This window comes from Acinetobacter sp. Ac_3412 (assembly GCF_013072675.1).
Taxonomy (GTDB): Bacteria; Pseudomonadota; Gammaproteobacteria; order Pseudomonadales; family Moraxellaceae; genus Acinetobacter; species Acinetobacter higginsii.
Genome location: NZ_LXUJ01000012.1, coordinates 313,810 through 327,363, shown reverse-complemented (window position 1 = coordinate 327,363; position 13,554 = coordinate 313,810). Strand labels below are relative to the sequence as shown.

Annotated in this window: 13 protein-coding genes and 1 tRNA gene; 5 read left to right on the top strand and 9 right to left on the bottom strand. The window is 41.6% G+C overall.

Annotated elements, in window-relative coordinates:
* Positions 1 to 4: 4 nt before the first annotated feature.
* Complete coding sequence (locus A7P54_RS16810; protein WP_004652495.1) at positions 5 to 439, top strand: hypothetical protein; 435 nt, start codon at positions 5 to 7, stop codon at positions 437 to 439.
* 22 nt (positions 440 to 461) lie between these two features.
* Positions 462 to 1,115: a 4'-phosphopantetheinyl transferase superfamily protein gene (locus A7P54_RS16805; protein WP_171550259.1), complete on the top strand. Its 654-nt coding sequence runs from the start codon at positions 462 to 464 to the stop codon at positions 1,113 to 1,115.
* A 22-nt stretch (positions 1,116 to 1,137) separates the two neighbouring features.
* Here A7P54_RS16805 and A7P54_RS16800 read toward each other — a convergent pair whose 3' ends face one another.
* Positions 1,138 to 2,604, bottom strand: a complete 1,467-nt coding sequence (locus A7P54_RS16800) for an NCS1 family nucleobase:cation symporter-1 (RefSeq protein WP_171550258.1) — start codon at positions 2,602 to 2,604, stop codon at positions 1,138 to 1,140.
* 192 nt (positions 2,605 to 2,796) lie between these two features.
* On the opposite strand from A7P54_RS16800, the gene A7P54_RS16795 reads away from it, so the two are divergent.
* A complete protein-coding gene (locus A7P54_RS16795) occupies positions 2,797 to 3,510 on the top strand; it encodes an aspartate/glutamate racemase family protein (protein WP_171550257.1) in 714 nt (237 codons plus the stop codon).
* 121 nt (positions 3,511 to 3,631) lie between these two features.
* Here A7P54_RS16795 and secF read toward each other — a convergent pair whose 3' ends face one another.
* From secF to queA, 7 genes are all read right to left on the bottom strand, one after another.
* On the bottom strand, positions 3,632 to 4,600 hold the full coding sequence (gene secF, locus A7P54_RS16790) for a protein translocase subunit SecF (protein WP_004802697.1): 969 nt from the start codon (positions 4,598 to 4,600) through the stop codon (positions 3,632 to 3,634).
* A 10-nt stretch (positions 4,601 to 4,610) separates the two neighbouring features.
* Positions 4,611 to 6,512 (bottom strand): protein translocase subunit SecD, encoded by a 1,902-nt coding sequence (gene secD / locus A7P54_RS16785; RefSeq protein ID WP_171550256.1) that lies wholly within the window; start codon positions 6,510 to 6,512, stop codon positions 4,611 to 4,613.
* A gap of 51 nt (positions 6,513 to 6,563) precedes the next feature.
* The gene (gene yajC, locus A7P54_RS16780; RefSeq protein WP_004802702.1) at positions 6,564 to 6,893 is read right to left on the bottom strand and encodes a preprotein translocase subunit YajC; all 330 of its coding nucleotides are present in this window, start codon (positions 6,891 to 6,893) and stop codon (positions 6,564 to 6,566) included.
* Positions 6,894 to 7,001: 108 nt separating this feature from the next.
* The gene (tgt, locus tag A7P54_RS16775; protein ID WP_004802704.1) at positions 7,002 to 8,132 is read right to left on the bottom strand and encodes a tRNA guanosine(34) transglycosylase Tgt; all 1,131 of its coding nucleotides are present in this window, start codon (positions 8,130 to 8,132) and stop codon (positions 7,002 to 7,004) included.
* Positions 8,133 to 8,573: 441 nt separating this feature from the next.
* Positions 8,574 to 9,143: a LemA family protein gene (locus tag A7P54_RS16770; protein WP_004802705.1), complete on the bottom strand. Its 570-nt coding sequence runs from the start codon at positions 9,141 to 9,143 to the stop codon at positions 8,574 to 8,576.
* 31 nt (positions 9,144 to 9,174) lie between these two features.
* Positions 9,175 to 10,203, bottom strand: coding sequence for a hypothetical protein (locus A7P54_RS16765; RefSeq protein ID WP_171550255.1), 1,029 nt, complete (start codon positions 10,201 to 10,203; stop codon positions 9,175 to 9,177).
* Positions 10,204 to 10,381: 178 nt separating this feature from the next.
* Positions 10,382 to 11,419 carry a tRNA preQ1(34) S-adenosylmethionine ribosyltransferase-isomerase QueA gene (gene queA, locus A7P54_RS16760; RefSeq protein ID WP_171550254.1) on the bottom strand — a complete coding sequence of 346 codons (1,038 nt, stop codon included), beginning with the start codon at positions 11,417 to 11,419 and terminating at the stop codon, positions 10,382 to 10,384.
* Between the two features lie 180 nt (positions 11,420 to 11,599).
* On the opposite strand from queA, the gene A7P54_RS16755 reads away from it, so the two are divergent.
* Positions 11,600 to 11,686 (top strand) — tRNA-Leu (locus A7P54_RS16755).
* A gap of 157 nt (positions 11,687 to 11,843) precedes the next feature.
* Positions 11,844 to 13,142 (top strand): integrase arm-type DNA-binding domain-containing protein, encoded by a 1,299-nt coding sequence (locus A7P54_RS16750; protein WP_171550253.1) that lies wholly within the window; start codon positions 11,844 to 11,846, stop codon positions 13,140 to 13,142.
* Positions 13,143 to 13,145: 3 nt separating this feature from the next.
* On the opposite strand, the gene A7P54_RS16745 is transcribed toward A7P54_RS16750, so the two are convergent.
* Positions 13,146 to 13,547 carry a hypothetical protein gene (locus tag A7P54_RS16745; RefSeq protein ID WP_004775576.1) on the bottom strand — a complete coding sequence of 134 codons (402 nt, stop codon included), beginning with the start codon at positions 13,545 to 13,547 and terminating at the stop codon, positions 13,146 to 13,148.
* Positions 13,548 to 13,554 lie beyond the last annotated feature (7 nt).

The following is a 13,554-nucleotide window of genomic DNA, read 5'->3' as shown; positions in this document are numbered from 1 at the left end:
CATAATGTCAATCAAACAATTATTCTTAGCAACTGTATTAACGACTGGTTTTGCTGCATCTGTTCAAGCTGCGGATACCGTGCATAATCTGGATTTTAAAGCGGCGGTAGACCGCGCAGTTGCTGATGGAACCCTCGATGGAACAGTAAAGTTTTATCTTAAAGGTACTAAATCAGGTGGAAAAGTATTAGAACAAGATATCGTCACCAATCAGAAAACCAATGGTTTTGGTAAGTCAGCTGAAAAGTCATGTGATTGGGTGCTTCGTTCGGCATTAATCCAGTTAGACAAAGCAGCAAAAGCGCGTGGTGCCAATGCAGTGACCAATATCGTGAGTTATTTTAAAAAGAATGAATCACAAAATTCGACCACTTATCAATGCTATAAAGGTATGGCAGTGGCCAGTGTTGCACTGAAAGGCGATATTGTGAAGTTTTAAGTGATTTGATCAGGTTGAGCCAATGACGCTACGTGAAATTGAAATCCATGTTCAGGCATTGGCACAACTGCTTGAAAAGCCTAAAACCGATTTTGCTGATTTAAGCAGCTTTAACCATTATAAAAAACAGCAAATCAGGGACTACCGTAATCATCTGTTGGCGCAACGACTGCAAAGTGATGTTGCTGCGCTCAGTTTTTCCAAACATGAACATGGTAAGCCCTTTCTAATTTCGCATGCATTACATTTTAACCATACCCATAGCCTGCAATATTATGCCTTGGCGATGAGTGAACGGGTCAAAGATCTTGGGATTGATGTCGAAGAACTGGATCGTAAAGTGCGTTTTGATGCCTTGGCAAAACATGCTTTTCATACCGAAGAATACCAAACTTGGCTGCAGCAAGATCAGGACCCAGAATATTGGCTGCGGGTCTGGACCACCAAAGAGGCGGTATTGAAAGCGTCAGGTCTTGGTATTCGTTTAGACCTGAATAGTTTGAATACGCAGGTGCATCCCTCTGATCAGGGCGGCATGTGTTCGCATCCATTGATTGGCACTTTTGCTTACCAGAACTTTATCCTGAACCAGAAAATCGTGGTCACCATTGCATGGCGGGCAGAGCAGTCTTGCCGAGGTTTTCAGTTTCCAAAAATTCAGATCATTCAGCATTAGAGACCAACTACCATCAATGCAGTTATTGATGGTTTTGAGGAAGATTTAAGCTTTGCTGATGATGGATACTCTTTGCTTTTAAAACGACACTTTCCCGAGAGAGGCGATAGTAAAAACTGCTGCCAAGCATAACGCCAATAAACCAGTTGAAGGGCGCCAAAAACTGAAAACTCGGAATAAGAACCAACAGCAGGCCGATACTGACTGCTGCCACTAAGCTCATCACCGCTTTTTTATTGATGCCTTTTTGATAGTAATAGGCTGCAGTGGGTTGATCGCTGAATAAGTCATCGACCCGTACTTTTTGTTGGTTAATCAGATAAAAGTCAGCAAGTAGAATACCAAACAGTGGACCGATAAAAGCCGCTAAAGTATCAAGGGTATAGTGAATCAGTTCTGGGGAATTAAATAAATTCCATGGGGTGATAAAGATGGAACCGATCGCTGCAATCATGCCTGCTCTGCGAAAATTAAGAAAACGAGGCGCGAGATTAGAGAAGTCAAAACCTGCTGAAACGAAATTCGCCACAATATTAATGCCAATGGTCGCAGTTAATACCGTCAATAAACCGAGCACCACCACCAATCCGTTATCGATCATGGCAACCGTTTCGAGTGGATCATGTACCATTTTTCCAAAAACACTAAAGGTACCAGAAACAATCATCACCACAATGATGGCAAAGAAAATAAAGTTAAACGGCAGTCCCCAGAAGTTCCCTTTTTTAACCTGTTGCATATCTTTGCCATAACGGGAGAAATCACCAAAGTTGAGTAAGGGACCTGAGAAATAAGACACCACCAATGCAATGGCCACAATGGTTTGCATGATCTGCTGATTGACGCTGAGCTGTTTATCACTGAGATTAAAGGAAATATTATGCCAACCCGCTTTCCACACCAACCATAATGCCAGCGCTAACATCACCACATAGACCATTGGACCTGCCCAATCGATGAAGACCTTGATGGTGTCCATGCCTTTCCAGAAAACCAATGCTTGTATCGCCCAAATAAAACCAAAACAGATCCAGCCAATCGTACTTAGACCTGCAAACTCTGTCAGTGTAAGCGGGTGTAAGGCTGGATAGAACTTAAGTAGAATCATCATCAGGGCATTGGATGCCAACCAGGTTTGAATGCCGTACCATGAAACTGCAATCAGGCCGCGAATTAAGGCAGGAATATAGGCCCCATAAATCCCGAAGGCTTGGCGAGAGATGACGGCATAGGGAACCCCTGAAATTTGACTGGGCTTTGCGACCAAGTTCGCCGCAACTTGAACAATCACGATACCAATGAGTAAGGCAAGCAGAACTTGCCAGCTGGCAAGACCGAGTGAAAATAAGCTCGCTGCGACCACATAGCCGCCCATACTATGCACATCGGACATCCAAAAGGAAAAGATGTTGTACCAAGTCCAATTTTGTTGAGCAGGGGTGAGATCTTCATTGGAGAGTTTAGGACTATAGTTCGGGTTATCGCTCATGACGGGTCTTCAAGATAAACAACTGTTCAGACCAGTGATGCAGAAATTAAGCCAACTTCTTTTTATTGGTTTAAATTTATTATTAATTAATTGATTATATTTGTTTAAATATTTAATTTTAGATTTTAACTGTTTAGACCAGTTGGATTGAAATATGATCAATCTTATTTTTTGAATTAAAAATGTGCAGAAATGAGAAACGCGACTCGAATTCAGATCATTAATCCAAATACCTGTGTCGAAATGACCGCATCGATTGCTGAGGCTGCACGTCGGGTGGCCGCGGCAGATACCGAAATTATAGCCCAATCTCCAAAGAATGGTGTTCCTTCAATTGAAGGGCATTATGATGAGGCAATGTCTGCCATTGGAGTGCTGGAGTTAATTCAACAAGGGAAAGCACAACAGGTCGATGGGCATATTATCGCCTGCTTTGGTGATCCAGCCTTGCATGCGGCTAGAGAATTGGCTCAGGCGCCTGTGATTGGTATTGCCGAAGCAGCATTTCATATGGCCAGTTTGGTGGCAACAAAATTTTCGATTGTGACTACCTTAGCCCGAACCAAAATTATTGCTGAACATTTATTGCATCAATATGGATTTGAACGAAAATGCGCACAGATTCGATGCATAGATCTCCCCGTATTGGCATTGGAACATGATAAGCAAGCGGCATATGAAAAATTATTGGCAAGCTGTCAGCAAGCTAAAATGCATGATGGGATTGGTGCAATTGTATTGGGTTGTGGCGGCATGGCCGAGATGGCAGATCAGGTCAGTCTAGAGCTTGGTATTCCGATTATTGATGGGGTTCGGGCTGCGGTAAAACTGATTGAAAGCTTGCATGGTTTAGGCATTCAAACCAGCAAGTGGGGAGATTATGATTATCCATTAATGAAAGGATAATTCAGTGCAACTGTATGTGAAAACATGGATGATAAACGTCTGTTTAAGTTCTGATTTGCTTTGATACCCATACAAAAATGCCAGCATTTCGCTGGCATTTTTAGTTTCAAGAAGATCAGATTTAAGGAATCTGATCTTCTTCAAATTCAGGTTTAACTTGAACAATAAAGTCCTGACGATTCAGACCACGCCATAAAGCGTATGCTGTACCGATATAGATCGATGAGTAAGTACCAACAAAGATACCGACAAACATTGCCATAGAGAACCAGTGTAAGCCATCACCGCCTAAGAACATCATGGCAAGGACCACGAGTAATAGGGTCATCGAGGTATGGATGGTACGACGTAAAGTTTCTGTTAAGGCGATATCTACGATTTCACGAGGTGTAGCACCGCGAATCTTACGGAAGTTTTCACGGATACGGTCTGAAACAACGATGTTATCGTTGAGTGAGAAACCAATCACCGCAAGTACAGCCGCAAGTACGGTTAAGTCGAATGGCCACTGGAACAGCGCAAAGGCACCAAAAATGATGATAATGTCATGGAATAATGACATTACAGCGCCGACTGCCATTTTAAACTCAAAGCGAACGGTGACGTAGATCAACATTAAGATCAATGCCAGTGCAACCGCACCCGCAGAGCGGACATAGAGTTCATTACCCACTGCACCACCGACAGAGTCCACTTTGTGAACTTCTACGGTGTTGTTCGGTAATTGAACCGCTTTGGTGATGCTATTGCTCAGGTCTTCAACATTCAGGTCTTCTTGTACTGGCATACGTACGATGAGGTCAGTACTACTGCCTAAAGTTTGTACCACAGCATCTTTAAAGCCTGCACGATCAAGTGCTTGAACCACTTGCGCAGGTTGAACTCCTTGCTTGTAGTTTAATTCAGCCGAGATACCACCAGTAAAGTCCAAACCAAGATTGAGACCTTTCGTTACGATAAAGAAGATACTGGCAATGGTAATCAGAATCGAGAAGATAGCCGCAGGTTTGGCAATCTTCATGAATGGGATGATTTTTAGATCATCTGGGCGACCGTATTGCTTTGAGTCTTGTTGAGTCAGATCAGTCATGTGAATCTCCTTAAATACTCAACTTGTTCAAATTACGGCGTTTGCCATAAATGAGCTGTACGATTGCACGGGTTACTGTAATTGCAGTAAACATCGAACAAATAATACCAATCATCAAGGTGACTGCGAAGCCTTTGATCGGACCTGTACCAATCGCGAATAAAATAAACGCAACAATGAACGTGGTTAAGTTCGAGTCAAGAATGGTGTTATAGGCCCGATCATAACCGGCCACAATCGCCTGTTTGGGCGAGGCGCCCCAGAGCATTTCCTCTCGTATTCGTTCACAGATCAGGACGTTGGCATCAACCGCCATACCAATGGTAATTACGATACCTGCAATACCCGGCAAGGTGAGGGAAGCTCCAATCCAAGACATTACCGTTAAGATCATGGCAAGGTTAAAGACCAAGGCAAAGTTCGCGATTAAACCGAATAGACGGAAGAACACGATCATCCAGATCGCAACCAGCAAGAAACCGATTTGGGTCGATAATACGCCCTTATCAATGTTTTCTTGACCAAGGCTTGGACCCACGACACGTTCTTCAACGAAGTACATTGGCGCAGCCAAAGCACCTGCACGAAGCATCAAGGCAAGCTCAGCCGCTTCTTGTGGTGAATCTAGACCAGTAATACGGAATTGTGAACCCAATACCGCTTGGATCGTCGCAGCGTTGATTACCACAGATTCGGTATATGGGGTGCGAACTTCGGTTTGAACACCTGTATTTGGATCAGCAACATAAGAGATCTTTTGTTTATTTTCGATAAACAAAACGGCCATGCGCTTGCCGACAGCACCACGAGTGGCATCTGCCATCAACTTACCGCCAGAAGAGTCTAGGGTGATGTTTACTTCAGCACCACCAGAGTCTTGGCTAAAGCCAGAACTTGCGTTTTGAACACGTTCACCCGTCAAAATACGGTTACGTTGTAACAGCAATTGACGACCACTGTCTAACGACTGATAAGCAAAGACTTCAGTACCCGGAGGAAGCGGCTGACCATTATATTTCCCTGTATATGGGTCAATATATTGATCATTACTATCCGCGACTAAACGGAACTCTAAGTTCGCCGTACGACCCAAGACACGTTTTGCTTCTGCGGTATCTTGTACACCCGGTAATTCAACCACAATACGGTTGCTACCTTGGGTTTGTACCAGTGCTTCAGCCACACCGAGTTCGTTAATACGGTTACGTAAAGTGGTTAAGTTTTGATTCACTGCATAAGATTGAATTTCCTGACGACGAGTGTCGGTATAATTCAGTCTTAAGGTTGCACCAGATGAGGTTGCAACTGCTTGCTGAGTAAATTCATTGCCATTACGACGTAAAAAATCGGCCGCTGCATCACGGTCTGCATTGCTGGCAAACTGGACGGTAATGGTATTGTTATTTAAAGCAAGGTTGTTAAATTTGATTTTGTTATCACGGAATTGACGACGCAAATCAGTCGCAGATGTTTCCATACGCTGACTAATTGCTTTATCCATGTCGACTTCGAGCAAGAAGTGTACACCGCCACGTAAGTCCAAACCGAGTTTCATCGGTTTTGCCCCAATCTTTTGCAACCATTCTGGTGTGGTCGGCGCAAGGTTGAGGGCAACTACATAGTCATCACCTAAATCACGGCGTAATACTTCTTTGGCTTTTAACTGTTCTTCAGAAGAGTTTAAGCGTAATAAGGCCGCGTTATTGGTAAAGCTATTGTCGTGACTGCTAATGTCGGCAGTTTTTAAAATCTGCTCAGCTTTTTGCACGATCGTCTGATCAATTTTGGTGCCTGCTTTTGCCCCAGAAATTTGGACAGCAGGTTCATCTGGATACAGACTTGGAAGTGCATATAACGTACTGATCACAAGTACCACAAGGATCAGTAAATATTTCCATGCAGGGTAACGCATTCGCTTTCTTCTTAAATGAAAAAGTCGTGCTGAGGCACGACTATTTTATGATTAAAGGTTATTTAATGTGCCTTCAGGTAATACTGAAATGACACTCGCACGTTGGATTTTTACCTCAACACCGCGAGTGAGTTCAACTACTGCAAAGTCACCTTCAAGCTTGGTAATTCTCCCCATTAAACCACCAGCAAACACGATTTCACTGCCTACACCCAAGCTTTCGATTAAAGAACGATGTTCTTTAGCACGTTTTGCCTGAGGTCTCCAGATCAAGAAATAGAAGATTGCGATGAATACCGCGATCATCAATAAGTTTGCCATGAGGCTTGGACCTTGTGTCGCAGCAGGAGCCGCGTGAGCAGTAGAGATGAAAAAACTCATTTCGATTTCCTAAAATTAAAAGGCAAAAAATTAACAATAAATTCCAATTCGTTTTGCAATGTACCTTGTCTTGCGATCAGGCGCAAATCTTGATGCAAATCGTTCCGCTTAGTCCTCTGGACATGCTGGAACTTCTAATCCACGACGGGCATAAAAGTCCTGAACGTACTCATCAAATGTGCCATTATCCAATGCATCACGCATACCTTGCGTCAGGCGTTGGTAGTAACGCAAGTTGTGGATGGTGCCAAGCATTGATGCCAGCATCTCACCACACTTCTCTAAATGATATAAATAGGCACGAGTAAAGTTTTTACAAGTGTAGCAGTCACAATGTGGGTCTAAAGGCCCTTTATCATGGCGATATTTACTATTACGGATTCTGACCAAACCATCGGTAACAAAATAATGACCATTACGGGCATTACGGGTTGGCATCACACAGTCAAACATATCGACACCACGGCGAACCGCTTCCACGATATCCTCTGGTTTACCCACGCCCATTAAATAACGCGGTTTGTCCTGAGGCATTTTGTTAGGTAAATAATCAAGCACCTTGATCATTTCTTCTTTTGGTTCGCCGACTGATAAGCCACCAATCGCATAACCATCAAAACCAACTTCTAACAAGCCTTTGAGTGACTCGTCACGCAGGTCTTCGTACATGCCACCTTGAATAATGCCGAATAAGGCATTTTTATTGTTAAGCTCATCATGGTGATGGGTTTTACAACGTTTCGCCCAGCGTAAAGAAAGCTGCAATGATTTTTGCGCTTCTTCATGCGTGGCAGGGTAAGGGGTACATTCATCAAAAATCATCACGATATCTGAGTTCAATACATGTTGGATCTCCATTGAAATTTCTGGAGACAAGAACACCTTTGAACCATCAATCGGAGAGCGGAAGGTGACACCTTCTTCTTTGATTTTACGCATTGCGCCCAAGCTAAACACTTGGAAACCGCCTGAGTCAGTCAAAATTGGTTTATCCCATTGGATAAACTCATGCAGACCGCCATGCTCTTTAATCACTTCCAAACCTGGACGTAAGTAAAGGTGGAAGGTATTTCCTAAGATAATTTGTGCCTGAATTTCTTCAATGTCACGCGGGAGCATGCCTTTAACCGTACCATAAGTACCCACAGGCATAAACACAGGGGTTTCAACCACACCATGTTCTAAAGTAAGTCGACCACGACGGGCGCGCCCCGACTGGCCTAATTTTTCAAATTTCATGTAATAACCTGAGCAAGATCGAAGTGCTACTTTGATTGCAGCGCAAGGAGGCGAAAAAACAGTTCGCTGATCGAAAGCGGCTATTTTCCCCGATTATGGCGTGTAGTTCTACTACTAAATGTAGCGAGAGATAAAATAGATTTAGTTTAATAAGTTTTGATTGATATTTGTTTGAAAGTTGAGAAGTAAATGCTTATTTACGTTAATAAGGTTTTTGCATTTTGTAATGCGAAATTTGTGAGGAAATTTGCTATCGGAATGGCGGCATGGATGCCGCCGCGTTAGGCTGCGGTAGCAGGGATGTACAGTCAGTCTATGAACAGCGATTAAAGCTGTGCAAGGGTTTTGGTTACTTTTGCCAAAACAAAAGTAACTCCAACCGAAGGTTTTTGCTGAAATTAGTGAGATAACGGTAAGATGCTAATGTGTATAACTACCGCACTAAAAATTCGGCTTATAGTCAAAATTTTCAGTCGCCAGATTATCCTTAAACGGGCGAATGGCTTTCTTGGATAAAGTCAGCGTATTGATCAGATTATTCGGGAACACTTCGATTTGGTTATTAAATAATTCTACGTTGCGGTTAAAGATGGTAATGGCCGCACCGACATTTTCGTTTTGTTCCTGAATATCATCCATCATCTTGCTATACAGCGCGTCGGCTTTCAGTTCAGGATAATTTTCGACTACCACATTCAGGCTACGAATCAGTTCCTTACTCATTTTCTCAATCTGTTGTAACTGTGAAATATCCGTGTCATTCACATTCAGGTTGAGAATCTGTTGACGTAACTCAGTGACTTTTTCCAAGGTGGATTTTTCAAATTGAGTATATTGATCCAGCGTTGCTTCCAAGGCCTCTAAGGTCTTTACTTTTTGACGTTCAAAGTTAGCCACTTCTGACCATGCCCGTTTGGTGGCATTAAAATAACGCACGATATTATTACGGATAGAAATGCCCCACACGATCAGTGCGACAAAAATTCCCAAGAAGATCAGTAAACCTGTCATCGCCATTCCCCTTATTGTTATTGCTCAATGATTAGCGAATTAAATTCAGCATCAATTGTTGAAACTTATGATATTGCGGCATGGTCATGGTTCTTAAGTGTCCACGTAATGCGGGAATATCCTGAATGTCACTGCGTTTACTGGCGGTCTGGAAAAGATTTTGTTCGCCGACGTAACACATGATTTGCTCCTCATGATGATAAATTAAATCGCCTGTAAAATGTTGAAAAAAATCATGTAATTTTAAGGTCAGGCTAGGGCTGACTTCTTTTGCGAGTCGGTGTTGATCTAAGCCAAAAATATTCAATTCTTGGTTAATCAAAATATCGCTGCTTTGCCATGAGCTAGTATAAGGTTCAAAAAAACGAGAGCGTTGATTGCTGACGGCAATCCCTAAGGCTGGCATTTGAAAAATAAACGCGCCCCACAAATCTTTATGGATTTCTTTAACGATTTTTTTATCACTATTCTGATCTGGAAGGATCGGCATTTCACTGACATAGTGATACTGAAACACTAGAACCTGATGTTCTGTGTTGCCATCATGCCATGTGGTTGATGCGTATTGGGTAATTTCGTTGGCTTCATTGCCGCGATTGAATAAGGGGAAATGTTGCTTTAACTTGCTGATCACCAAAAGAGGTTGCGCTTGAATCGGTAAATAAGCAGGCAATTGCTGGAACTGCAAACCATAACGCAATACGGTCATACGTTCTTCTAAATAATGAATGACGCGTGTTAGTGGTTCTTGTGGTTCATAAAGCAGATAGGCCAGAAAACCGGTTAAAAATGCCCCGAGTAGACTCCAGATATATTGAATATGCGGATGGAGAAAATAACCAAACACTAAGGTGCCAATACTGATCAGTGCGAATAAATAGGGTAGGACATTAAAAAAACGCAGGCTGTGATCGTCACGCCAAGGATGCAAGGCATCTAATAGAGCTTGATCACTATGCGCTTTCTGTCCAACATCCCACAGTCGTGCAATATTGCGAAAAACCTGCGCATTTTTTTTACGTCTGATATGCAGCGTTTGTTGTACAGTGTCGATCGGCATGGAAATAATCGTTTCATTATAATGGGGTGGTCTTGTTTGAATTATGCGTTAAATTTCAGAAACTAAGAAGTCTATAATCTGCATTTAGCTGTGTTTTATTATTTTGAATGAATGACTTTTACCAAAGCATTTTATTGAGAAAATCGACTAAACCGTAATTTAGTCGATTAATCACTTTTTAAGCGTCGATCTTATCCACCAGCATCGCATCGCCATAACTAAAGAAGCGATAACGTTGTTCAACTGCATGGGTATAAGCAGCCAAAATATTGTCTCGATTCGATAGTGCTGAAACCAACATCAGTAAGGTCGATTCAGGTAAATGGAAGTTGGTAATCAAACGATCCACGATACAGAACTGATAACCCGGATAGATAAAGATTTGCGTATCACCAGTCCAAGCTGCAATTTTGCCTTGATTGGCTTGTGCTGCACTTTCTAAGGCACGGGTCGCTGTAGTGCCTACTGCAATCACTTTATTGCCACGCGCTTTAGTTGCCAAAATCAGGTCAATCGTGGCTTGTGGTACATCACACCATTCACTGTGCATAATGTGGTTGGTAATGTCTGTGGTACGCACAGGCATAAATGTGCCTGCACCGACATGTAGCGTGACAAAGGTTTTTTGTACGCCTTTGGCTGCTAGTTTTTCTAATAAGCCTTGGTCGAAATGCAGACTCGCTGTTGGCGCAGCCACACTGGCAATTTTTTCAGGGTCGTGGAAAACAGTTTGATAACGTTCGGTATCAATCTCTTCGGCTTCACGGTTGAAATAAGGTGGAATCGGGAGTTGGCCGTATTGATCCAGTACCGACAAAATCGGTTGTGAAAATTCCACCACAAACAGGTTTTCATGGCGACCTTGTACCGTGACAGGAACCGCATCTTCACCGATATACAGTTCTGCACCTGCTTTGGGTGAGTTGCTTGATTTGATATGGCAATGCGCAGTGTGAGTATCTAACATGCGTTCAACCAGAACTTCGATTGCGCCACCTGTGGCACGTTTGCCTTTTAAGCGTGCTTTCATGACTTTGGTGTCATTCAGTACCAGCAAATCACCGTCTTCAAGTAGATCGAGAATATCGGTAAAGGCATGGTCATGATATTGGCCTTTGGCATCGATATGTAGTAGGCGAGAGGCGCTACGGCTGTCTAATGGATAGCGAGCAATAAGTTCATCGGGGAGATCAAACGAAAAGTCGGAGAGTTGCATACATCTAAAACATTGCAAAAATTGGGCGTAGTATAGTCTTTTTTGCATTTTCTCGCTGAGTTCGCGTGTTTATAAGCAGAAAAATATCTGAGTGATTTAAAAGTGAGCAATAAGCGTGAGTTAGTGTTTGACAATAAAATCAAACAGGTTATTATACGCAACACAAAGCATCGCACTCTTCCCGAGGTGGTGAAATTGGTAGACGCGGCGGACTCAAAATCCGCTGTCAGAGATGACGTGTCGGTTCGAGTCCGACCCTCGGGACCATATCTTTCAAGATATATTAATTATTATAATAAAATGTCTTTAAAAATTCCTAATTTATCTGAAATTCCCATATTTATATCACCTTATATACCTTGATACACTTGTGTTAAATGAGTACCTTTAAGAGCACCTCATCGTATAGGCATGTTTGTATTCAATGGCAATAAAGGTTAAACCGCTTTCAGATACCAAATGTTCTTCTGCAAAGCCTACGAATAGAGAGTACTCTTTACATGATGGTGATGGTCTATATCTTCTTGTAAGAGCTTCTGGTACAAAGAGTTGGCAATTCAAATACAAAAATAAAATTACAAATAAGGTGGTTAAGCTTAGCGTAGGGACTTACCCCGATTTAAGTTTAAGTAAGGCTAGGGAAAAGAGAGCAGAATTTAAGAAGTACTTAGCAGAAGGATTAGATCCAAAGCAGCAAAGAGAAATACAGTTTCACAAGCAAAATAATTCTTATTCTTTAGAAAATGTAACTAGAAGTTGGTTAGATTCTTATGCTTTAAAGTCATCTTTAAGTGCGGATACCAAACACAAGCGTTTAAGAAAGTTTGAAAATCATTTATTTCCGAAATTTATAAATAAGACAATTGATCAAATTGGATTAAATGAGTTACGAGCTGCCCTAAACCAAATTTATACAGACTCACCTGATAATGCTCAAAGGATTAGATCTGACCTTATTTCAATCTTTAGTTATGCTGTGCAGCATAATATTATTGGCTTTAATAGTGCTCGGGAACTAGGGGGCATGGACTTGTCAGCTCAAAAAAATCATAGGGCTACATTTAAAGAACTAGAATCTATACCTGAACTGATGAATAGAATAAAAGCAGATAATGGACGTGGCCTTACTAAATTATTTTTACAATTTGCTTTGCATACCTTTGCAAGATCTAGTGAGTTAAGATTTGCTAGATGGTCAGAGGTTAATTTCGATAAGAAACAATGGGTAATACCTGCTACTAGAGATAAAGTTGAGGGGATTAAGCATTCTTCTCGAGGGGCTAAGATGAAAAGTAACCACATTGTACCTTTGTCTCCTCAAGCTATAATTTTACTTGAGGAAATACAAAAATATAGTGGTAATTGTGATAAAGTTTTTCCAAGTTTAAATGATAAAGATAATTTTCTTAGTGAGAATACACCAAATGATGCTTTACGCCGTATGGGATATTCCAAAGATGAAATTAGTTTGCATGGCTTTAGAGCACTTGCAAGATCAGCATTAGGAGAAATGTCTGTTTTTCAAAAAGATGCTCTTGAAAAGCAAATGAGTCATGAAGAGAGGAATAATACAGTTGGGGCTTATACTCATATTGCACAATATATTGAAGAAAGAATAAAAATTATGAATGCTTGGAGCGATTGGTTAGAGACTATCGAGCAAAAAGCTTATATCACGCCTTATGAGTATGCGCAGCGAAACTTTATAGACAAACAAAATTGAATCTCAATATTTATTTTGATTGGATAGCGCAATAATTAACTCTCTAACTAGTTTTTTATGGTGAGAGGGGAGATTGATAAAGGCTTCAAATACTTCTTTATCTTTATATCCAATATCTTGTTTCCAACGCGCTTCACGTTGAGCAATAGCTTTTTGAATATCTTTTTCGAAGGCTAATTCTTCTGGTGGAACTTCTAACCATTTAGCAAGCGTAAGGAGTTTGTCACCTGATGGAATAGATTCCCCGATGAGCCATTTTCTAACTCCATGTAGTGTCATGGGTTTGCCAGAATAGTTCAAATTGAACTCTCTTTCTAGAACAGAAGCCTTAGCTTCATAACCTTTAGCTTGCATAGCTTTTATCAAACGATTTGCAAATAAGGTTTTTTCATCATCATTTTTCATTCCCTCA